Genomic DNA, 21,927 nt, shown 5'->3' on the forward strand with positions numbered 1-21,927 from the left:
CGCTACCTGACATCGGAGGCTCCAATGTCCCAAACCGTGGGCGACTTCATCATCGAACGGCTGCATGCATGGGGCGTGCGCCGCATCTACGGCTATCCGGGCGACGGTATCAACGGCGTATTCGGCGCGTTGAACCGCGCGCAAACGGCGGCGGCCAAGAACAAGGAAATGAAGGTAAATGACGGCGCGATCGAGTTCGTTCAGGTCCGCCATGAAGAAATGGCCGCGTTCATGGCCGCCGCCCACGCCAAGTTCACCGGCGAACTCGGCGTATGCATCGCGACCTCCGGGCCCGGCGCGTCGCATCTGATTACAGGTCTGTACGACGCCAGAATGGACCACATGCCGGTACTCGCGATCGTCGGCCAACAGGCGCGCGCCGCGCTCGGCGGACACTATCAGCAGGAACTCGACCTCGTGTCGATGTTCAAGGATGTGGCCGGCGCATTCGTCGAACAGGCGGCCGTGCCGGCGCAGGTGCGGCATCTGGTGGATCGCGCGGTACGTATCGCGTTATCCGAACGCAAGGTGACCGCGCTGATCCTGCCGAACGACTTGCAGGACTTGCCGTACGAAGCGCCGGGCCGCAAGCACGGCACGCTGCATTCCGGGGTCGGCTATCGCGCGCCGCGGCTTGTGCCTTATCCCGACGATCTCCAGCAAGCCGCCGACGTGCTCAACGCGGGCAAGAAAGTCGCGATCCTGGTCGGCGCGGGCGCCTTGCACGCGACGGACGAAGTGATCGCCATCGCCGAAAAACTCGGCGCGGGCGTGGCGAAAGCGCTGCTCGGCAAGGCCGTGCTGCCCGACGATCTGCCGTGGGTGACCGGCTCGATCGGTTTGCTCGGCACCAAGCCGAGTTACGACCTGATGACGGAATGCGACACCTTGCTGATGATCGGCTCGGGTTTTCCTTACGCGGAGTTTCTGCCCAAGGAAGGCGCGGCGCGTGGCGTACAGATCGATCTGAAGGCCGACATGCTGAGCTTGCGGTATCCGATGGAGGTGAATCTGGTCGGCGATAGCGTGGAGACATTGCGGGCCTTGCTGCCGTTGCTGGAACAGAAACCGGATCGCGCGTGGCGCAAGAAAATCGAAGGGTGGACGCAAAGCTGGTGGACAACCCTCGACAAACGCGCGCACGAGCCCGGCAAGGACGCGGTCAACCCGCAGCGCACCGTGTGGGAGTTGTCCAACCGCATTCCCCCGACTGCGATCGTCACCAGCGACTCCGGCTCCTGTGCGAACTGGTATGCGCGCGACCTCAAGGTCCAGCGCGGGATGATGTGTTCGTTGTCGGGCGGCCTCGCATCGATGGGTGCGGCCGTGCCGTACGCGATCGCGGCCAAGTTCGCCCACCCCGCGCGCCCGGTGTTCGCGCTGGTCGGCGACGGCGCGATGCAGATGAACAACATGGCCGAGTTGATCACCGTGGCGAAGTACTGGAAAGACTGGGCCGATCCGCGCTGGATCTGCATGGTGCTGAACAACGGCGACCTGAACCAGGTGACGTGGGAACAGCGCGCGATGGAGGGCGATCCGAAGTTCGAGGCGTCGCAGGATATTCCGTCGGTGCCGTATCACAAGTTCGCCGAGTTGATCGGCCTGAAGGGCATCTATGTCGACAACGACGAACAGATGGGCGCCGCATGGGACGAAGCGCTGGCGTCGGACCGGCCGGTCGTGCTCGAGGTGAAGGCCGACCCGAACATCGCGCCGTTGCCGCCGCATATCACGCTCGCGCAGGCAAAAGCGTTCGCGTCGACGTTGATGAAGGGCGATCCGGACGAAGGCAACGTGATCGTCGAAACGGCGAAGCAGGTGCTTGGGGCGGTGCTGCCGGGTCATCACGACAAATAATGCGTGGCGTGCCCCGGCGCCATCGTCTGGCGTAGCCGCGCGTGACGAGATGCGAGATGCGCGTTGTGGTCCTAACGCGCGATCGCTACGCGTGTGTTCACCTTGACGGGCGACGCCTTATCGTCGAACGGCGGCCGCGGGATGAAGTCGCGAATCGCGCCGGGTTCGAAAATCATGCAGCACGTCGAGCCGCCGTACTGGAAGAAGCCCAGTTCGTCGCCCTTCTCCACGCGCTGACCGGGCAGCGCCTCGATGATGCACGACGACACGTCCGCCATCCCGACGAACACGCAGGCGACCTGCCCGATCGCGCGGTTGTCGCTCTCGATCACGATGACCGCCCGCGCCGCGACTGCCGTGATATAGCCTTGGGAATCGTTGAGGCCGCCGGGGTCTTCGCCTTCCGAGTCCGCATCCGAGTAGTAAGTCCCGTCGACGGCGTAGGCGTTAACTACCACGCCACTCACCGGCGCATGCCAGCGGTGATAATTGAACGCGCTGAGGAATGCCTGATACACCGATCCGCCGACGAAGCGCCGCGCGAGCCCGGTTTGTCTCGCGGTCAACATGTCCTGCAGCGAATAAGGCTGCGACTTGATCCAGAAACGGTCGCAAAGCTGCACGTCGTGCTGGATGTTGTACGGCGCGGCCTCGCATGCACTCACGATGACCGCCGGGTCTTCCGCATCCTCGACGGGCCGCGCGTCGGGACGGAACCGGCGCGTGAAGAAACCGTTCCATGAATCGAAGCCCCAATACGGCTGGTCCGGATCGCACAGGAACTGCGACATGCCGATTTTCCGGTCGGCTTCCGCGCTGAACCAGCCATTGCGGGACGAAGTATTCAGATGCTCGCGAGAACGCGGTCCGTCCAGAAAGCCGCACCAGCAATTCAACACATGCTTGAGTTGCGCGTTCAGCGCGGGATCGCGGAACAGCGCGTAGCCGGACGGCATGCACATCGGCCAGTCGAGTACCGCGTTCAACGGGCAATGAATCAGACTCGTCTCGCTGAACGGCGGCGCATAGGTCATCAGATAATCGACGATCACCATCAATTCGTCGATCGACGCATAACCGAGTATGTAGCCCGCTTCCTGCGCCTCGCCGATCGCACGCGTCATGTCCATGCGCAGCACGGGATCGCCGAGTACGAGCCGGGCGAGTTCGTCGACGGCGCTCGTGCGCGGCGCGTGGGTGGCGCGCTCGCGTGCATGTTGCGCGAGGTCGGTTCTGAACTTCGCCATATGCGCTTCGTTTTGCGGAAGCCATTCGCCTAGCCGTCGCCGTTGCGTGCGTGGATCGATCGCGTTGTCCGTCATGCGTTGAACTCCCTTTGTGTTTTCGTTGCCGGTGAAAATGCCGGTTGCCAGCCTTGCCCGGCGGAGCTCACTTGGCGCGCACGAGCTCGAGATTCTCGTCGGGCTCCTTGTGCCCGCCGCGGATCTGTTCGATGCAGTTGGCCACCGCCTCGGCCACGTTGACGACTTCCCGCTGCATCGCGTCGTCGTGATCGAGCGTGTCGTGACTCGTCGCATAGGGCTCGTAATAGCCGATATAACGATCCAGCCGCGACTTGAACCCGGATTCGACGAAACCCATCCAGTCCAGCCAGTCGGTCAACGCCCGGCGCGAGCCTTCGATGCCGGCGACGTCGCCGTGCACCACCAGCCCATACGCCCTGCCCGCCAGATGTTTCGGATAGTCCCAGCCGTCCAGTTCGATCTGCTTGGCTTCGTCGGCCTTCTTGCCGTGGGTCGTGGTCGGATCAGGATTGCCGCCGTCCGCGCAGACCAGCCGGTCGATCAGCAGCTTCAACGGACTCGGCACCTGATACCAGTAGACCGGCGTGACGAACAGCACGCCGTGACACGCGGCGAAGCGTTCGTAGATTTCATTCATCCAGTCGTTCACGAGACCGAGCGAGTGGTTCGGGTAGCAGCTGCATGGCCAATGACACAACGGCATTGCCGTCGATACGCAGCCCTTGCACGGATGAATGTGCAGATCGTGATCCGAATTGAGCCGGGACAGATCGAGCAGATCGACTTCGCACGATTTCTGTTCGAGCGTCTGCCGCGCGATCGTCGCAAGGCGGAAGCTTTTCGACATTTCGCCGGGACAGGTGTAGTCGTTTCGCGCGGACGCATTGACAATGAGCACGCGCGACGGTGTCGCCGCGTCGCGTTGCCGCGTCTGCGCGGCCTCGATGCGATCCCGCGCGGCGCGCCATTCCACCGACAGATCGTAGTCGGGGTCGGCGAAACCCGGCCCCGCCTTATCGGTGACGGGCGACTTGCGCGCGTTCGAATAGGCGTCCCATGCGATCAGTTCGAGCCTGTCGAGTGCGCCGTTCTCGACGCGGAATGCCGGGTCGTAGAAGCGCGCCATGAACCGCTCGCGGAACGCGTCGCGCGTCATTTTTTCGGTGACCTGCCCTTTGCGGACGGTGATGGGACGATGGGGCGTGGGCGGGTCGGATTTCGCGGTCATGAGGAGCTCGCAAGGAATGAATTGTTGGCATGTGGCGTTCAGCAAGGGCTGTTCCCATGGGTATTCGGGCGAATCGCATTTGCCTTGCATCGGAGGGCAATTCCAGGTGGGTGGAGTTGCGTGGGGCTGAGTTATTCCACACCCTGGTGGGTGGTTTGACACCCACTTGCAGGGCTCAAGGCAACGCACCGGGTTCATCGGAAGCGGCGAGACGCCGGAGCACACACACCCTGCCTGCATCTCGCGATATTTGGTACGACTTTTGCCTGACTCGTCGTCTGGCGGCCCGCGCGGCCGGCCATGAACCCGAAGATCAACATCCGCGACAAGGCGACGACGATGCTTGGAAATAAACGCAATACGGGCCCCTCGCCGGGCGGATCGGGCGGAGGCAGCGGCTCGGGTGGATCGGGCGGGGGTAACCGGCGCGGGGGTCGCGGTGGTGGCGGCGGTGGCGGAGGATCGGGTTCGAGAGGTCGCACCACGGCCCCGGTGGTGAGTAGTCCCTCCAGCGCGACCGGAAGCGCGCCTTCCACGACGCTTTCGACGATGTCCACCGTCGCGCGTCCCCCCACGCCGCCGCGTCAGGCGCCGTCGGCGGGTTTGCTCGCCCCGATGCCGGGTCTCGGGACGGGTGGCGGCGGAGGCAGCAACGCGCTTGCGACGCCGCCGGGCGCGACTCGCGTCGGCGCCAGCAGTCCCCGCCCGCAGTTATCGCCGATGGGCTCTTCGCCCGCTTCTCCGTCCAGTTCATCCGTCAGTCCGGTGACGGGGGGCGGTCACGGCAGTGCAAGTCCGACGCCTTTGCCTGGTACCAGGTCGACGGGTGGAAGCGGCGGGGGCGGTTCTGTTCCACGGCTTGTGTCGTCGAGTCCGGTCGCGCCAGGCTTCATGCCGCCAGTGGGCGGCACGCCCGGCACGACGCCGCCCGTCAGCAGCCCGGCCGTTTCGAGCAGTTCGTCGGGTTCCGCGCGCAGCGGTTCAGGGAGCACGTCAGGCAGCGCCGGCACCACGGGCGGCTCGGTCATCCCAAGAACTTATCCGCTGGGCTTCAAAAGCCTCAAGCAATTTCGCGATGCGACCCGGCCGCTGGCAGAGCAGGCGCGCGACGGCGTCGTGTTCGTTTCGGGAAGTTCGGTCACCGGCGTCAGCTTCAAGAGCAAACAGCCGTTTCGATCAAGCGGTCCGCGCAGAGAACGCAGCGACATCGACGTGGGGATCGCATCGCCCCGGCTGCACGCGGGCGGCGACGTGGATCATCGCGGCTTTCCCATCAGGGGTTCCGAACTTGGCAATGTGGAATACAGCACCAACCAGAGTTACAGACCGCATCCAATCGGTCTCCGGGTTTATGACGCCGCCAGCCCGGGGGAAGCGGTTCCTGGTCGACGCGTGTTGATCCGCTCGCATACGCCGCCGAGACTTCGTCTGAGTCCGTTGGTGAGCGCGACGGGTGGCGGGGGTGGTGGTGCGAGCAGTAGTGGCGGCAGTGGCGGTGGCTCGAGTCGTAGCGGCGCGCCAGGCATCAGCGCGCCCGGTCCCAGCACGGCACTATCGCCGATGGGAAGCGTCTCCAGCAGAAGCAGCGCGCCGCCCGAGAGCACCGCGGCGACGCTCTCGGCCATGCCCGGCCCTCCGCGAAGCACCGGCGCTCCCGTTATCCCCACCACCGTCAGCGTTCCGGCACTCGCGACCCCGACCGCGACCAGCGCAACAGGTGCAATCGGCCCGACAGGAGCAACCGGTGGGACCGGGAGCCCTGCTCCGTCGAACCCCTGGCTAAACCAAGCGCTGGTGCGTACGACATTTTTCACGCCGACAGCCAGCAGCGGGAGCGGGCCTGGCAGGGCAGTTGCGGGAGGTGGCTCAAGCAGTTCAGGATCGGGCGGCGTTTCGGGTGCAGCCGGACGTGGAGGCGCCACGGATAAGCGTTGAGCGTAGCGAAAGATTACGCCGGGACAGGCTGGCTGGGCGTCACTTCGTGATCGAAGAAGAGACTGGTGTATCCGGCGTGGACGACGACACGGCTGGTCGAGACTCGACATTATTGAGTACTAGCCCATCACTAACGAGCTTGCTCACGACTTTCGCATTCCCCTCCAGCAAGGCAATTGTCGAATTGCCAGGGTCTGCGCGCGTGGCGATCTCGAACTTCGCAAGAACAGGCTCGTGCTGATAAAGGAAAATCAATTTCCTCAGTTCTTCATTGGACACTCGGGACGCCCGGATTTTGTCGTCCGTCACGACGAGAAGGTAGCTCAATAGATTCGTCTTATAGAGCGTATCGATATCCTCATTGACCTGACGTTCCACTGCCCCCCAAGTCTCTTGACTGACGTCCGGATGACGGGCTTTTGCGGCGAGGATCAGATTTTTCGCGAGAGCGCGCTCGATCTGCATCATATCGCCACCACCGATAGCGGCAGCCAGCTGCTTTGTCAGTTGCTCTCTCTGCGCATCGCGCCTGACTATCGGAGGCGTCGCGAACCCGGGGCTCTGTTTGATGACGCGTACTGCCGCATCGACAGCGGCGGATTGCTCAGGTGTCAGCGTCACTGTTGAAGTTGTTTCGACCAGGACTTGATCTTCCGATGCCGCCCGGACCTGAGTCATATGCGTTGAAGCAATCATCAAGGCGATCAGCAATGTTCCTGTTTTATTCATCTTGGCGAGACGAGGCTGAATTCGTAAAAGATCGGGCATTGTCGATGATCCACGACCGCATGTCGAATGACCAAGCCCGCAACCCAGCCGCATCTACCTCGCTACCGGTTTCTCGACCACCGCGCCGCCGAGGCCCCCGTCGACACCGCGATCTCCAGCAGACGCGGCTGCTCGCTGAATCGCCGCGTCGCCCACGAGCGCACTTCCAGCGTTGATTGATGCCGGACAACGCTCCGCAGAGCACCGCCAGCGCCAGACGGCAGGCGACATCGACCCACGACAGGGTCAAGGGCATCAATGACACGTCACGCTTCCTCCCGGATGCGCGACGGGTTGGGTTTAGCCATGCCAGGCAGCCAGCTGGCTGGACCTCATGGCTATCGAGTTGTTTATCGTGACTGTCGCAAACGCTCGCAAATCAGGCTGGCACCGGTTTATCGCCGGCGACGTCATCTTCATCCCGCAGATACGGTGTCAGCACCCTGATTGCGCGATGCAGCGTCAGATACCATTCGTCGCGGCGACCTGAAAGCTGGACCTGCAACGCGCCCTTTCCGCGATCCGAACTCTGCAGTTCGGCCAGCAAGCCGGAGACCGTGGCCCGTCGCGATACTTCCCAATCGCGCTGGTTCATCCAGTAGCCCGATTCGACGACCTCCGCTTCGTCGAAAGCAGCCACGTTGCCGCGCATGAACTTCAGCATCGTATCGAGCAGGATGAGGCAGAACTGTTTGCCGGATTCCTCGCCGCGACAGAGGCCATGAGACGCCCATTCTTCGCGACTGATCCGCCAGCGGGGCTCGGCAAGCATGGCCGGATCGAATAAATACACAAGCGACTTCAACTGTTCGGCAGAGATCGCGACGCCGTCATCAAGCTCCACGTCCACGTAGTTTTGCGAATCGTCGAACACCCGGCTTACCGGAAAGCGATCGAAGAATTGCAACATCGTTAGCGCGGGACCATCCACCACAGCGGCGCCACGGTTGACGGTGTCGATCAGATCCTCGATGTCTTTTACCAGAAAGTCGCTGGCGAAACGGTAGGCGGCCGCCAGCGTGGAAACCGTGACCGGCAATTCCGACTTTTCCACATCGACGTCATCGTGAGCCGACGATCGCAAATGAAAGTCGATCGCCGGCATGACTTGCAGCACGTCGTCGAGCCTCACCTGCCAATGTGAGTGCTCGTTCGGTTGAACCGGCAATCCGCCCGGCAGCATCTCCAGTGCGCGAGCGATGATCGACAGGGCGAGTTGCAATAGCGAGCCCAAGCCGATCCAACCACCCGACTGCCGGTTTATCATCGCCACAACACTCGGGTTGACTAGCAGATGGTGAAGCCGCACTTCGAGCGGAACGATGAACTCGCGCACGCATTGATGCGTCAGCCACTCGCATTGACCTCTCACGAACCTGAACGTCTCGTCGCTCCAGCCGGTGACTTCGCTGAAACGGTACGGCATCTCTTCGTCCCATCCCCGACGCTGCCCCAACTCGCTCATGTGCAATGCCAGCGAAAACGATTCCAGGAATCCGCACAGCGGTTCAAGCGCGCTCTCCGGATCGGCGGGCATGAAATTGATCAGCGAGGCATTGCCGCCGCTGTCGATCGACGCCAATGCCTTGTCGACGTACGCAGTGGCCTCGCCCCCGCTCATTTGCGGCGACAGGCCCGCATCATCATCGGGGCGCCCCGTTTCGGCCTCACTGAAAAACAAGGCCGGAATCAATTTCCCGGCGGCCGGCACCTCGATAACAGGCTTGCGGCTAAAAATGGCTTCACGCGCGACACGAGTCGCATCGGCGCCGCTGCCGATCGCGATCACCACCGACGCGCGTGACACCGCCTCAAGCAAGGCATCGGCCGTCGTCTGCACATGCAGATCGTCGCTGATGTCCCGGATGCCGCGATCATACGCATCCTCATTGGCCTGCGCCTCATAGCTGTCGAACATCCGTTGAATCGGCTTGCTCGTGAGACCGTCATGCGTCAGCGTGGTCATGTAAGCGTCGACCATTTCGACGGGAACGCGCTCCGGTATCCCGAGCAGGATCAGGCGGTAATGCCGTTGCGCGAGAATGCGGCCAAGCGTATCGCTGATCAGCGAAAGCGGCGACGGTTCGTGGTAGCGCGTGCCGATGACCAGCATGTCCGTACCGCCGCGCGGCTCACCGAAATACGGCGCGATGCGGAACTCGTACACATCGCCGGTAGCGGCATCGGCCAGCACCGGCGCGTCGTAGCCACTGTCTGTCTTATCGCGATACCAGTAGCTGAAATGATGCCCTTGTCCCATCATCACGAGCGACAGGTCGCTTGCCATCAACTCGCCGCGACGATTGCGCGCGCTTCCGTAGAGTGCGGTGAGCAGACGCTCCGTCATATTGCCGAGCTTGCCTTGCGGCGCCCACTCGATCAGCGACGCCAACACCCGATACGGCGTATCGATGTTCCGCAAATCGATCTTCGACGGCAGATTGCGCGGCAGGTCGCGGGTGGGCGGGAATTCCAGATCCGCGATCAGGATAACTTCGTCGAATGGCAAGCCGTCGATCATCGCGTTCAACTCGAACTCGGCTCGCGGATACGACGCGTCGCCGTCCGTGGGCATGAAGACAATACGCGCCGAATGGTCCCCGAGCGTGAACGCATAGCCCGCGACGTACACGTATGCCCGCCGCAAGCGCTGTGGCTTCGCCGATGACGATCCAGACAGTTCGCCACGGGGGTCGCGCAGCCAGCGCAGGCCATCCGTGATCTCGCTGCGAATATCTTTGTCGCCGCACATGAGGAAGTTTTCTTCCGGGACGGCACCGCCAGTTTTGTCCGTTACCCATCTGAAGAACTTGACCGCCGAGTCTTTCGCTCCCACGGCCATGCCGATGTCGTCGTAGTAAGGCGCGATCGCCAGCACGAAGTCGTCGACGGCTGCCTCGCCCAGCAGCGGCTCAGGTACTTCATCGTTCACCGGCTCGTTCACCTCCGCGACCGGTGGCGGGGGCAATGGTGGCAACGGCGCAAATCGCTTCGTCACCTGTCTGGCAATGTCCCTGAACTTCGCGAACGGCCGCGCGTTCTCCGGCAGCAACTCGTCGCCATCCGGCGACTCGATCAAGGCCTTGAAGTCGAGCGGATGTCCATACCGCTCGTGAAGATAGCGCGACGTGCTGGCAAGCACTCTCTGCGCCTGCGCGCGCGTCATCGCCGACTGCAACTGGTCGCGTACATCCTCGATGAAATCGAATTCGATTTCATCAGTGGGAACCTGCGCATCAGCGGCCGTCACGCGCTCGACGATGCCGCCGAGCAGCACCTCCGCCAGATGCTCGTGGTGCACCGAGGTGGACGTCACGCGCTGGATCAGCCGCATGACCGGCAAGGTAAGCGGCACGGCGGACAAACTGATCGCCAGTTGCCGCGCCTCGGGCGACGCAAGCTGCAGGAATTGCCGCAGTGCGTGCCCGGGTTCGACAGGTTGCAGCTCGCGTGCCGCTGCAGGCGCCATGTTTGGATCGGAAGTTTTCCGAGGTCCGGCGAAGGCCACGCCCTGCGTCGCGGCGGACGCACCCACGACCGCCCGCGACCAACGCGCCAGCGTGCCGCGTTCGAGATAGACAAGCGGAACGTTCAGCGCCACCGGCGGTACGCGCAGCCATGCCGGCGCGCGCGCCGCGAAGCGCCGGTTCGGTGCCCGCGGAACCGTGGGCGTCAAGGTAACCGATGGCGGGCCAAGTGCGGTTCGTTCCGCGAGACGCGCACCGAGGACTTGCACGATCGTCACCGTCGCGGCGGCGGTCCAGTCGTCCAGAACCTTTTTCCAGGCGCCGTTGCGCCATTGCGCGGATACGCCATCGGTGGCGATCAGGATCAGCCGTTGCCCCTGGGTTTGACGCACCGCTTGCCACGGATGCACAGCATCCGCCGCATCGACGAGTTCAGCGCTATCGCCGCGCCAGCGCAACTTCCATGAGCGCACGTCGCGAAACGCGCCGTGCCGCAGCAGCAGCCGCTCCCATTCCGCGAGCGTGCGCTCCCAGATCGCCATGCCGCGCGTGTCCTCGATCACCAGCGCGATGTCGAACATGCGTTCCGGCGTCGGCGCCATGACCGCCATCGGTGACTTCAACTCAGCGCTGAGTTCGGCCGACGCAGTTTCGTCGAGCGTGCGCCAGGTTGCCGACGGCACGCGCCGCAAAAACGGTCGCAACGCACGCGCAAGTCCCAACGAGTCGGGCAATGCCGGTGTACCCGGAACGCGCAGCAGATGGGCACGACGCAGTTCCGTGCCGTTGGTCTGGCCACCGTGGGAAAACACGTCACTCTGTTCCGTATTACTTCGTTCCGTGTTCGCGCTTCCGGTTGGGGACGCCCCCCGGTCCGCGGTTGAATCTTTCTTCGTTTCGGCCGTAGCATCGGCGTTCTTCGCGAGCTTCGTCTGCGACGCAGACTTTGCCGCGTCACGCTCAGGCGCCTGCCGAGCATGCTCCGTGACCACACGCTCCGCCGATACGACGGCACCTTGCGATCCGGCAGGCGCATGCGCGCTGTTCCAATGCGCGAGCCAGATCATGTCGGCGATCGACACCGCGTCGGCGTCGATCCGGACAGCCGCCAGCGCCTTGACGATGCGCTCGATGTCCATCACACGCTACCGAGCGGCTTCAGCACGATGTCCTTGATCTGTTTGATCTCATCGTCCGTGGGTTCCACTCCGCGGATCAGAAACACCGCGTTCAACAATTGATCGGTCGACAACACCTGGTCGTTCCGCTGCTGCACGAAATCCCTGATCAGTTTCTCGACCTCGCCGGTGACACATTCGGCCAGATGAGCCCGCACGATGCGCGTCAACTCATCGGCGTCCGGTTCGGTCACATCGAGTTGCAGGCAACGTCGCAAAAACGCGGGAGCGAAATCACGCTCGCCGTTGCTCGTCAAGATGACGAACGGAAATTCCTCGCTTTGCACGCGACCGTTCTCGACTTCGTAATGTTCTCCATCGAACGTACGCACGTTGACACGATCCTCGTCTTTCAGGCGCGACAGTTCGGGAATTTCAAATTCGCCTTCCTCGAAAACATCGAGCAGATCGTTCGGCAAATCGATGTCGGCCTTGTCGATTTCGTCAATCAGCAGTGCGCGCGGACGTTTGGCCGGAATCAGCGCGGTGCCGAGCGGCCCGAGGCGGATAAAGTTGCCGATTCCCGCCTTGCCGCCAAGCGTGGCGTCCTGCATGCGGCCAATTGCATCGTATTCGTACAGCGCGCTTTTCAGCGTTGAGCGCGACGTGACGGGCCAGCGCAACACGCGACCGAGTTGAAGCTCACGCGCCACCGCATAGATGAGCGACGACTTGCCGGTGCCGGGCTTGCCCGTGATCAGCAGTGGCCGGCGCAGCAGCAGCGCGGCGTTGACCATCTTGATCATGGGATCCGAAGGCTTGAATGCCTCACCCCGCTTGGCCTGCTGTTCGGCCGAACGCTGACGCCACGGCGGCGCGGGCGGCAGTTCGAAGTCGTGCGGCTTGGCATCGTTGCCCTGGAAGATTCTGGCGTTATCGATCGTCGTCATGGCGTGTCTCGTTGTCCGGGTTCCGCCAGTTGCGCACTGAGCGGGTTGCGGTCGGGGTGGTCCCAGAACAGGGTCATGTGGGAAAAATCGGGATCTCGTCTGGATGTCGATGTCTGGCGACGCAACATCAATTTGCTGGGCACCTGCGTCGCCGACTCGCTGAACAGTTCGTCCACGAGGGTCCTGAAATCTTCCGACACCGGCATCTTCCGCGGCCAGACCCCAAACGACATGCCTGAAGCGATCGGCGCGCCCAGATGCGCCGTCATGGGGAAAGGTTCGCTCGCCTCGAACGGCGAAAAATCGAAGCTACAGCAATAGTTGGCGTCGGTGGCGCGGAACTCGGCGTTGATGTCCTCAGGGTCATCGCTCAGGCTCACCCAGCAGGTTCTCATGCGAGCCGTGCTTTCCGCCAGCCGGCCGCCGACCTGCCTCCATTCCAAGCCACCGGTGCCGGGGAGCCCCATGGCACGTTCGCGCCACCGCACTGTCACCGGTACCTTCCTGCCAAGCGTCCTGCGAGAGTGCGGCGGGCCCGGCAACAGCCAGTCGTCGGGCGACTGGCAAAGCTGCTCATAGGGCAGGAAAACCTCAACGACGATTCCTTCCGTTGTGGCGATTCTGTCGATTTCCTTATCCAGTTCGGCGCCGAACTTCTTCAAATCACGGCCTGTCGCGAAGCTGCTCTTCATCACGCGATGCGGGTGCTTCGCATCCACTAGCCAATAGTCCACAGCCTCGGGCAGCCGTCCTGCTTCGTCGACGTTGAAGTCGATCAGCAGATGCGTGGGCGCCGACGGCGCAACGTCGATCTCGTTCTCGAGTTCGTTGACGATTCGCCGATATCGGTCCGGCTCCAGCATTTCTGTCAGCGCGTTCGTGAGCCGGCCTTCGTTCAATACTCGCGCGAGGCGCACCAGAAAACGGTCGGCGGCGCTGGCTCGCGCGGCCGGTTGACCGCATTGCAGGAGTCTGAATAGCGCTTCGTCCAGACTGCGGGGAGACGCGTATGCCTTAAGTTCGGCTGCCGGATAGACCGCCACGAAATGAGTCTGGACAAGCTGATCGGGATCGACGGCACTGTTTGCCGGATCGGCGAGGTGATGGTCCACCGCTCGTTGGACCAGCTTCACCCAGTACTCCGCGTGAGTTGCCGATTCGAGCAGACTCGCGAGTTCCCTCGCACAGTCGCTGTCGATATTCTGGTTTTTCATGCCTTGAACGAAAGCAGCCTGCTGACCGGCCTCATGCAGAGCATGAAGCCGGTCAGCCAGTGCCTCGACACGAACAGCGTGTCCGGACTGCTCGTCCTGGTTTGCGTGAAGGCCTCGCACTGCCGCCCGCGACGGCAAGCCGGGAAGATCAACGGCCAGCACCCGCTCCACGGCATCGCCGCTGAGTCCGAGTATGTCGATGAACTCCTGAGCCGCGCATTCCCATGCGGGCGAAATTTGCCGCTTAATCGCGGTAGGTCGCCAATATGCCGAAGGGTCGAGTTCCTGTTGTACATCCCCGCAATTCAGTTGACAAAGAATGGGGTGTTGCGATGTCAACCTGTCACGACGTAGCTCCGCAAAACGCGCTCTGACAAATTTGAACAACGCTTCTGGTTCGATACTTCCGTGCTTGTCCAGCCACTCAAAAAGAACACTGGAGAAAAGCCCCCTGCCTTCCTTCGCCTCCGTTCTCGCCAACTCGCCCTCGCGAGCCGAAAGCATCGTAGTTTGGTCAATGGCCGGCCCCGGCTCCCCTGCCGTCAACGTTATGTCGGGGAACGCACCGTGCTTTTTACCCCGGTAGATCGCGCAAACGTCGAAAACGCACACCTGCCTGGAGAAGCGTGACAAGGGATTGACGCGCAACAGGTTCAGTACGTCATCGACCTTGAGCGGGACAATCTCGTCTGCGCGAGAATCAGCACAGTGAATGTGGCGCCGCCTCTCACCGTTGATCGTCGTTGCGCCGTGCCCTGACCAGTAGAAATAAAGACAAGGGTCAGGTCTGACTTCGACCTTCGGCAGCCACGATTGTAGAACGCCCCGCACACCCGACAGCGTCGCCTGACCAGGCTCGATGCCCAGCGCCGCAGCCTGCTGATAAAGCAGCTCCCGATCGTCATCGTTGGGCGATAGAAGCAGTTTGATGTTTTCCGCCGGTACGCCCTGGGTTTTACAAAGCCACTCGGTAAACCTGAGCGCGTCTTTTCCCGGTCCTTTGAGCGACCAGGCGGAACCCTCAGCGTACTCGTCGATGCCAACGACTACCGCGTACGTGCCAGGACGCTCGCCGACGCCTATTGACTGCGATGCGGTCATTGAACGAGTACGCCCGCGAGTTTGGCGCGGAGCGCTTTCCACATGTCGTCGTTCTGCCAGTAAGCGCTATGCGCTTCGGGAAACGGCTGGTCGTTGTCGACCTGAATATCGACCACTGAGCCGGGCAGCAATTTTTCGCCGATGTAACTAAGAAAGTCGGCTTTGTCGTACACGTTGACCCACGGCACGAAAACCCCAGGAAACTTTTTGCCGTCCTGCAAACTGCGCAAACAGTCCAGCTCGTAGAGGAGCGGCCCCTGCGAGCCGACTGTGACGAGTGCTTTCACGTTTGACGGCGCATCGTCGTCGATCATCATCTCGAGAGAGGCTATGCCGCCCAGGCTATGCGCGACGACGATCACCGGCTCCTGGCACGCCTTGACGTTGTCCTTGATGAAATTGCTGATTTTCTCGCCGCGCAGTTGATAGACGAGAATGTCACCCAGTTTCGGCATCGCGTCGTCGCTGATGCCGCCACGTTTCTTCTCCACATAGGGTTGCCCCAGCCATTGCACGAGCGGCCACAGCTTCTTTACGACCCAGCCTCCGACCCCCATATGCTTGCCGCCCAGTCGCTCGACCACGGCTTCCACCAGTGCGTCACGCACTTTTCCACTCGGTGCCGGAACACCCCGGGCGGTAGCCGACGTGGTTGCAAGCGCGATCAATGCTCGGGCAATACCTCGCTCATAGTCGCTATTCTCGCCTGCGTCATTGACGAAATCACTGAAGCCCGGCATTGCGAACAAATGATCAATCCCGGTCTGCCATATCGGCGCAAAGCCCACGTCCTTGACGCGCTTTTCCAACTGATCGGCAGGCGCCCCTTCTTTCAGTGCTTCCCTTACCTTTTCCGCACACTGGGCCTGTTTTCCGATCACGTCTCCGTTGTCTGGTCCGGAAACCTGATTCCTGATCTCGAACATCGGATCACGATAAAGCAACTCCCACGCGGTCAGTTCATCGGTTCTCGGCTTGTCCCTCGCCTTCTCGTAATCCGGGATCGACGCGCCTCGCTGCCGCAATGTCGCCCCCAGCTCCCCCCCCCAATAGCACGGAGACGCATCGAGACCCCAATGCGTCTTGACCTTCGACTTGATCAGCTCAAACGATGTATCGAAATCGGATTGACGCACGCCTGTGCCGTGCACGAAGACGACTACGGTCATGGTGGGAGGGCTCCTCGGAAAGCGGAAATATCGTTCTGTATTTGAACGCAGAACGATATCCTTTTTCAGAAGCGACCGCAAACCCGGGGCGTCGACTTCAGCGCACGTTTAATGCAGGGTGAATACGCACCGGTGCTCGCGCAATGAAGACACGCCCCATGACCGCCCCCCTCAATGCGCCCCCGCAGCCGCCGCCCCGCCCCCACCCTTCGCCGGCTTCGTCATCCAGATCAGCGGAATGATCACGATAAAGATCATCGACGACAGCCAGAAGATGTCGTTCAACCCCAGCATCGCCGCCTGCGCGTTCAGCGACTGCTCGAAGAACGCCCTCGCCTGATCCATGCTGCCGCCGAGCGTCGAATGAATCGTCGCGATCGCGTCGTTGTACAGCGGATTGGTCGCGCTGGTCTGCTCCGCCAGTTGCGCGTGATGCAGGATGGTCCGGTTATTCCAGCCCGTCGTGATCAACGACGTCCCCACCCCGCCCGCGAACACCCGCACGAAATTCGACAGACCCGCGGCCGCCGGAATCTTGTCCGGCGCGAGCCCCGACAGAATGATCGCCGTCAACGGCACGAAGAACAACGCGGTCGGAATGCCTTGCAGCAGCGTCGGCAGGATCAGCGTCCATTGATCGACGCCGGTCGTGTAATGCGAGCGCATGAAAAACACCCCCGCATAGCAGACGAACGCGAGCGTCGCCAGCACACGCGCATCCGACCTCGGCATGATCTTCGCCATCACCGGCGCGAGCAGCACGGCGAAAATGCCGAGCGGCGCCGTAACCAGACCGGCATCCACCGACCGGTAGCCCAGATAGCCCTGAATCCATTGCGGCAGGATCACGAGGTTCGAAAAGAACACCGCGTACGCCACCGAAATGGCGATCGTGCCGCCACGGAAATTGCGCTGCGCAAACAGCCGCACATCGACGATCGGGGTCTTCTCCGTGAACTCCCAGATCAGGAAGAACACGAAGCTGATCGCCGCGACCACCGCGAGAATGCAGATTACCGGCGAGTTGAACCAGTCGAGGTCCTTGCCCTTGTCGAGCATGATCTGCAACGACGCGACCCACGCGATCAGCGACATCAGCCCGACCTTGTCGATCGGCAGCTTGCGTGTCGTCGTTTCGCGGTCGCGATAGATCCACCACGTGACGCCCGCCGCAAAGAATCCGACCGGGATGTTGATGTAGAAAATCCACGACCAGCTATAGCTGTCCGTGATCCAGCCGCCGAGCGCGGGACCGGCGATCGGGCCGACGGTCGCCGTCATCGCCCACAGCGACAGCGCGGTCGAACTCTTTTCGCGCGGATACGAGCCGAGCAGAATCGCCTGCGAAAGCGGAATCAGCGGACCGGCCACCGCACCTTGCAGCACGCGCGCGGCGAGCAGCACGATCAGGTTCGGCGCGACGCCGCACAGCCACGACGAAAACACGAACAGCAGAATCGCGGTGACGAACAGCCGGATCTGGCCGACGCGCTGTGTGAGCCAGCCGGTCAGCGGAATCGCCACCGCGTTGGCCGCCGAAAACAGCGTGATGACCCACGTGCCTTCGTCGACGGAAACGCCGAGGTTGCCCGAGATGGTCGGAATCGCGACGTTGGCGATCGACGAATCGAGCACGTTCATGAAGGTGGCGAGCGCGACGGCCAGCGTCGCGAGAACCAGTTTGCCGCCGGTCAGCGGCGGCGGGGCGAGTTGTGTGGAAGGGTTCATGGCGACTCCGTTTTCAACGCGCGGCGACGGTGCTCATGCGATTCGCCGCCAACGAACCTGCTTTTGTTCCGGCACCGGCACCCGCACGTTCACCAACCACGTTCTGCGCGATGATCTTCGCGATCTCCGCATCGGCCTGCGCGCCGTACTCGCTGAACACGTCGGTGCGATACGTCGTATTGGTGGCGGCGCCGAGCTGATGGCCAGAGGTGTCGCGCGTTTCGACATCGACGTCCATCGACAGTCCGATCCGCAGCGGATGCGCTTCGAGTTCCTTCGGATCGAGCTGGATGCGCGCCGGCAGTCGCTGCACGACCTTGATCCAGTTGCCGGTCGCGTTCTGCGCGGGCAGCGTCGCGAATGCGCTGCCGGTGCCGGCCGAGAAGCCGACCACGCGTCCGTGATACTTGACGCTGCCGCCATACACGTCGGCGGTCAACGTGACGGGTTGACCGATCCGCATGTTCTTTAATTGGCTTTCCTTGTAGTTCGCATCGACCCACACGCCATCGAGCGGCACGATCGCCATCAGCGGCGTGCCGGGCGACACGCGTTGGCCGACCTGCACCGAGCGGCGCGCGACATAACCGGTGACCGGCGCGGGCAGCGTGTTGCGCGCATAGGCGAGGTACGCGTCGCGCACTTTCGACGCAGCGGCCTGCACGTTCGGATGCTGTTCGATCGTCGTGCGGTCGGTCAGCGCGCGGTTCGCCTCGGCCTGCTGGCGCGCGGCGTCGAGCGCGGCCTGCGCGGCGGCCACCGCGTCACGGGCATGCGCGACGTCTTCGGCGGACACGGCGCCCGTGTTCGCGACCGCCTGACGGCGGCGCAGATCGTCGCTGGCACGCGCGAGATCGGACTGCCGTTGCGCGACGTTCGCGCTGTAGAAGTCGTTGTTCACGTAGAGGCTGCTCACCTGACGCACGGTCTGGCCGAGCGTCGCCTCCGCGTTGCCGAGCGCGACTTTCGCATCGGCGGCGTCGAGCGTGACGACGGGGTCGCCTGCTTTCACGATCTGCGTGTCGTCGGCGTTCACGGCGATCACGGTGCCGGTCACCTGCGGTGTCAGTTGCACGAGATTGCCGCTGACGTACGCGTCGTCGGTCGACTCGTGATAGCGGGCCACCGTGAAATAGTACGCACCATAAGCAGCCGCCGACGCGACGATCGCCGCACCCAGCAGCGCCAGCATCAAGCGGCGTTTGTTCGAAGCGGGTTCCCTGGCGGCCGCTGCCCCGCCGGCCGGCGCGTTCGGCCGGTTAGCGCCGCTTGATTCGTTGCCGGTCGTGGCGCGCTCCGGCGTGTTGACTTCGCTCATTTCAGTTCTCCTGGCAGATTCATTGCGTGTCGCTCAACGAGCGGCCACGTTGTCGGCTCGCGATGCGTTTGCGTTGGCCGCACTGGGGCTTGTGGTTGCGTTGGTGGTTGCGTTTGCGACCGGGCTTGTAGTCGAAGCCGGCTGCTGGGTCGCTTCATCGACATAGCCGCCGCCGAGTGCCGAGGCGAGCGCGATCTGCTGATCGCGGCGGTCCATGCGTAAGTTGGCAACCGCCTGATCGGCGGAAAGCGCATTCATGTCCGCGTTCAGCACCGTCAACTGATTCGTCAGGCCGGCCCGGTATTGCACGACCGCCAGTTGCTCGGCCTTGCGCGCCGCGTCCTGCGCGGTGCTCGCGTCGACCAGTTGCGCGTCGGTCGAACGCACGTCGGCGAGCTGGGTCGCGACCTGGCTCAACGCGTTCACCAGCGTCTGGTTGTAGGTCGCGACCGCATCGTCGAAATTGGCGTAGCGGCCCTTCAGTTGCGCGCGCAACGCACCGGCGTCGAAGATCGGCAGATGGATCGCCGGCCCCACGGATGCGGTGCGGCTCGCCGCCGTCAGAAAGCTGCCGAAGCCGAACGCGTCGAGACCGATGGCGGCGCTCAGGTTGATGTCGGGATAGAACTCGGCCTTCGCTTCCTTCACGTCGTGCGTCATCGCGTCGACGCGCCAGCGCGCCGCGACGATGTCGGGGCGGCGGCTCACCAGATCGGCCGGCAGGTTGTCGGGCAGCGCCACGGTGTCGCCGATGCCGAGCGTCGGGCGGGCAATCTGCAACCCGCGATCGGGGCCGGCGCCGAGCAACGCCGCGATCTCGTAGCGCGTCGCGAGAATCTGCCCGTCGAGCGATTTCAGCGCGGCCTGGCTGGTCGCGAGATTCGCCTGAGCGGTCTTGCGCTCCACCTCGGTATCGAGTCCGGTGGCGATACGCCCCGCGGTAATGCTGTCGATCTGCTTGCGCTGCGCGATCTCCTGCTGCGCGATGTCGCGCAACACATAAAGCCGCGCCAGCTGGTTGTAGGTGCGCGCAATGGACGTGGTCAGCGTCAGCTTGACGGTTTCCGCATCGGCCCGGCTCGCCTGCAACTGCGAAATCGCGCTCTTCAGCGCCTCGCGGTTCTTGCCCCACAGATCGAGGTCATACGAGGCGCTCAGCAACCCCGTGTTCTCGGTCTGCCAGGAACCGCCGTACGGCGGCGGCACGAGCGCCGTGCCGGAATATTGCTGACGGGTCAGCGAATAGCTCGCATCGACGCGCGGCATCGTGCTCGCTTTCGCCGTTTCGCTGAACGCCGACGCCGCCGCCACACGCGCCCGTGCCTGATCGAGCGTGGGGCTAGCCTTCAGCGCTTCGGCTAGCAAGGCCTTCAGTTGCGCGTCGCCGAACTGGTCGGCCCAATCCACGCCCGGCCAATGGCCCTGCTCCGCCGGCAGACTTTGCTGTGTCGCAAACTGCCGCGGCTCGGCCGTTTTCTGATCGCCATGAATGCCGGCGTAGTTCGCGCACGCCGACAATACGGCAGCGAACAGCACCGACACGCCCACTTTCAACACGCGCGACGCCGGCTGCCGCGTGGCACGTCCCTTCGTCTTTAATTGATTCATCATTTTCTGACTCGTCAGATATTTGGGTAAAAAAATGGCTTAGTGACCGAGAAACTTGTCGAGCAGGCGGCACAATTCATCGAACTCCGCTTTCGTAAAGCTTTCGAGTCGCGCATTCAATACACAGGGAGCAATCTCGGCGATGCGCAGCGCGATCGCGCGGCCCGCTTCGGTCAGTTCCAGATCCACCACCCGGCGGTCTTCGTGACTGCGCAACCGCTGCACCATGCCAAGCGCTTCGAGCTTGTCGATCATGCGCGTCATCAGGCCCGTGTTGATGCCCAGATGCCGCGACAACGCCGCCGACGTCGTGCTCGTGCCGTCCAGCAGCGCCATCAGCGTGCCGACATGCGCCGCCTTGACGTTCAGGCCGCGCAGCGCCGCATCCATCTGTGTCTGGATCAGATTGCGGGCCTTGCCGATCGAAAACGCCAGGTTGTCGACGGAATTGAAATCGCCCTTCGTGTAGTGACCCATCTCTCGCTCCACGCTCGCTTCAAGCTTGCTTCGTGTTTGGTTGCCTGAACGATAGTTGACGGGTCAGATACTGTCAACGGAGCCGGGAAGCAACACATTGTTGCTTCGGGAGAGACAACGGAGGGACGCTGCGGAGACGTAGCGAGGTAACGCGGCGACGTGTCAGTCGCCGACAAACTTGCGCAGCAGGCGGCGCAGATCGTTGAGTTCAGTCTTGGTGAAGCCCTTCAGACGCGCGTTCAACACATCCGGCGCGATTTCGGGAATCTGCGCGGCCACCGCCGTACCGGCTTTCGTCAACGAAAGATTGACGACGCGGCGGTCCTGCTCGTCGCGCGAGCGCACCACCAGCCCCTTGCTTTCGAGCTTGTCGAGCATGCGCGTCATCAAGCCCGTGTCGATGCCGAGCAGCTTCGACAGTTCGAACGGCGTGGACGCCAGCTTCTCCTTGAGCATCAGCATGATGCCCATCTGCTGACTGGAGATGTCGAGTTCCTTCATCGCCGCGTCCATTTCCGTGACGATCAGGTTGCGCGCCTTGACCAGCGCAAATCCGACGCTCTCCGTGAGGACGAAGTTGTCTTTGGTGTAATGACGCACGGGCGGGCTCCTGAACAGGTACGATCTGACTGACGGATCAGATACTACCAAATCAGGCGTTGCACCCGGCGCCGTGGCCTGTCGAACGCATTGAGCCAGCCGGTTGCGCCACGCCCGGGTA

General features: G+C 62.8%; 14 protein-coding genes. 1 reads left to right on the forward strand and 13 read right to left on the reverse strand.

The annotated features are described in order from the left end of the window. Positions 1–24 precede the first annotated feature (24 nt). A complete protein-coding gene (locus LFL96_RS19750; RefSeq protein ID WP_281002402.1) occupies positions 25–1,860 on the forward strand; it encodes a thiamine pyrophosphate-requiring protein in 1,836 nt (611 codons plus the stop codon). Positions 1,861–1,931: 71 nt separating this feature from the next. On the opposite strand, the gene LFL96_RS19755 is transcribed toward LFL96_RS19750, so the two are convergent. The 13 genes from LFL96_RS19755 to LFL96_RS19815 form a co-directional block, all read right to left on the reverse strand. Further along, on the reverse strand, positions 1,932–3,182 hold the full coding sequence (locus LFL96_RS19755; protein ID WP_281002403.1) for a phosphatidylserine decarboxylase family protein: 1,251 nt from the start codon (positions 3,180–3,182) through the stop codon (positions 1,932–1,934). Positions 3,183–3,249: 67 nt separating this feature from the next. After that, entirely contained in the window at positions 3,250–4,281 is a 1,032-nt protein-coding gene (locus LFL96_RS19760; protein ID WP_348638451.1) for a flavodoxin family protein, read from the reverse strand. A gap of 851 nt (positions 4,282–5,132) precedes the next feature. Further along, positions 5,133–5,381, reverse strand: coding sequence for a hypothetical protein (locus LFL96_RS19765; RefSeq protein WP_281002405.1), 249 nt, complete (start codon positions 5,379–5,381; stop codon positions 5,133–5,135). A 946-nt stretch (positions 5,382–6,327) separates the two neighbouring features. Then, positions 6,328–7,056: a hypothetical protein gene (locus tag LFL96_RS19770; RefSeq protein ID WP_281002406.1), complete on the reverse strand. Its 729-nt coding sequence runs from the start codon at positions 7,054–7,056 to the stop codon at positions 6,328–6,330. 379 nt (positions 7,057–7,435) lie between these two features. Further along, positions 7,436–11,662, reverse strand: a complete 4,227-nt coding sequence (locus tag LFL96_RS19775) for an SAV_2336 N-terminal domain-related protein (RefSeq protein ID WP_281002407.1) — start codon at positions 11,660–11,662, stop codon at positions 7,436–7,438. Continuing rightward, a complete protein-coding gene (locus LFL96_RS19780) occupies positions 11,662–12,591 on the reverse strand; it encodes a MoxR family ATPase (RefSeq protein ID WP_281002408.1) in 930 nt (309 codons plus the stop codon). Before LFL96_RS19780 ends, LFL96_RS19775 begins: the two co-directional genes overlap by 1 nt. Then, complete coding sequence (locus tag LFL96_RS19785) at positions 12,588–14,906, reverse strand: caspase family protein (RefSeq protein ID WP_281002409.1); 2,319 nt, start codon at positions 14,904–14,906, stop codon at positions 12,588–12,590. The genes LFL96_RS19780 and LFL96_RS19785 overlap by 4 nt, the downstream gene beginning before the upstream one ends. Beyond that, positions 14,903–16,075: a hypothetical protein gene (locus LFL96_RS19790; protein ID WP_281002410.1), complete on the reverse strand. Its 1,173-nt coding sequence runs from the start codon at positions 16,073–16,075 to the stop codon at positions 14,903–14,905. Before LFL96_RS19790 ends, LFL96_RS19785 begins: the two co-directional genes overlap by 4 nt. A 171-nt stretch (positions 16,076–16,246) precedes the next feature. Then, positions 16,247–17,803 (reverse strand): DHA2 family efflux MFS transporter permease subunit, encoded by a 1,557-nt coding sequence (locus LFL96_RS19795; RefSeq protein WP_281002411.1) that lies wholly within the window; start codon positions 17,801–17,803, stop codon positions 16,247–16,249. 13 nt (positions 17,804–17,816) lie between these two features. Then, positions 17,817–19,121, reverse strand: a complete 1,305-nt coding sequence (locus LFL96_RS19800; protein ID WP_281002412.1) for an HlyD family efflux transporter periplasmic adaptor subunit — start codon at positions 19,119–19,121, stop codon at positions 17,817–17,819. 33 nt (positions 19,122–19,154) lie between these two features. Beyond that, the gene (locus LFL96_RS19805; RefSeq protein ID WP_281002413.1) at positions 19,155–20,732 is read right to left on the reverse strand and encodes an efflux transporter outer membrane subunit; all 1,578 of its coding nucleotides are present in this window, start codon (positions 20,730–20,732) and stop codon (positions 19,155–19,157) included. A gap of 36 nt (positions 20,733–20,768) precedes the next feature. Then, positions 20,769–21,206: a MarR family transcriptional regulator gene (locus LFL96_RS19810; RefSeq protein WP_281002414.1), complete on the reverse strand. Its 438-nt coding sequence runs from the start codon at positions 21,204–21,206 to the stop codon at positions 20,769–20,771. Positions 21,207–21,368: 162 nt separating this feature from the next. Beyond that, positions 21,369–21,806 (reverse strand): MarR family transcriptional regulator, encoded by a 438-nt coding sequence (locus tag LFL96_RS19815; protein ID WP_281002415.1) that lies wholly within the window; start codon positions 21,804–21,806, stop codon positions 21,369–21,371. Positions 21,807–21,927: the final 121 nt, after the last annotated feature.

The sequence above is a fragment of the Paraburkholderia sp. D15 genome (assembly GCF_029910215.1).
Taxonomy (GTDB): domain Bacteria; phylum Pseudomonadota; class Gammaproteobacteria; order Burkholderiales; family Burkholderiaceae; genus Paraburkholderia.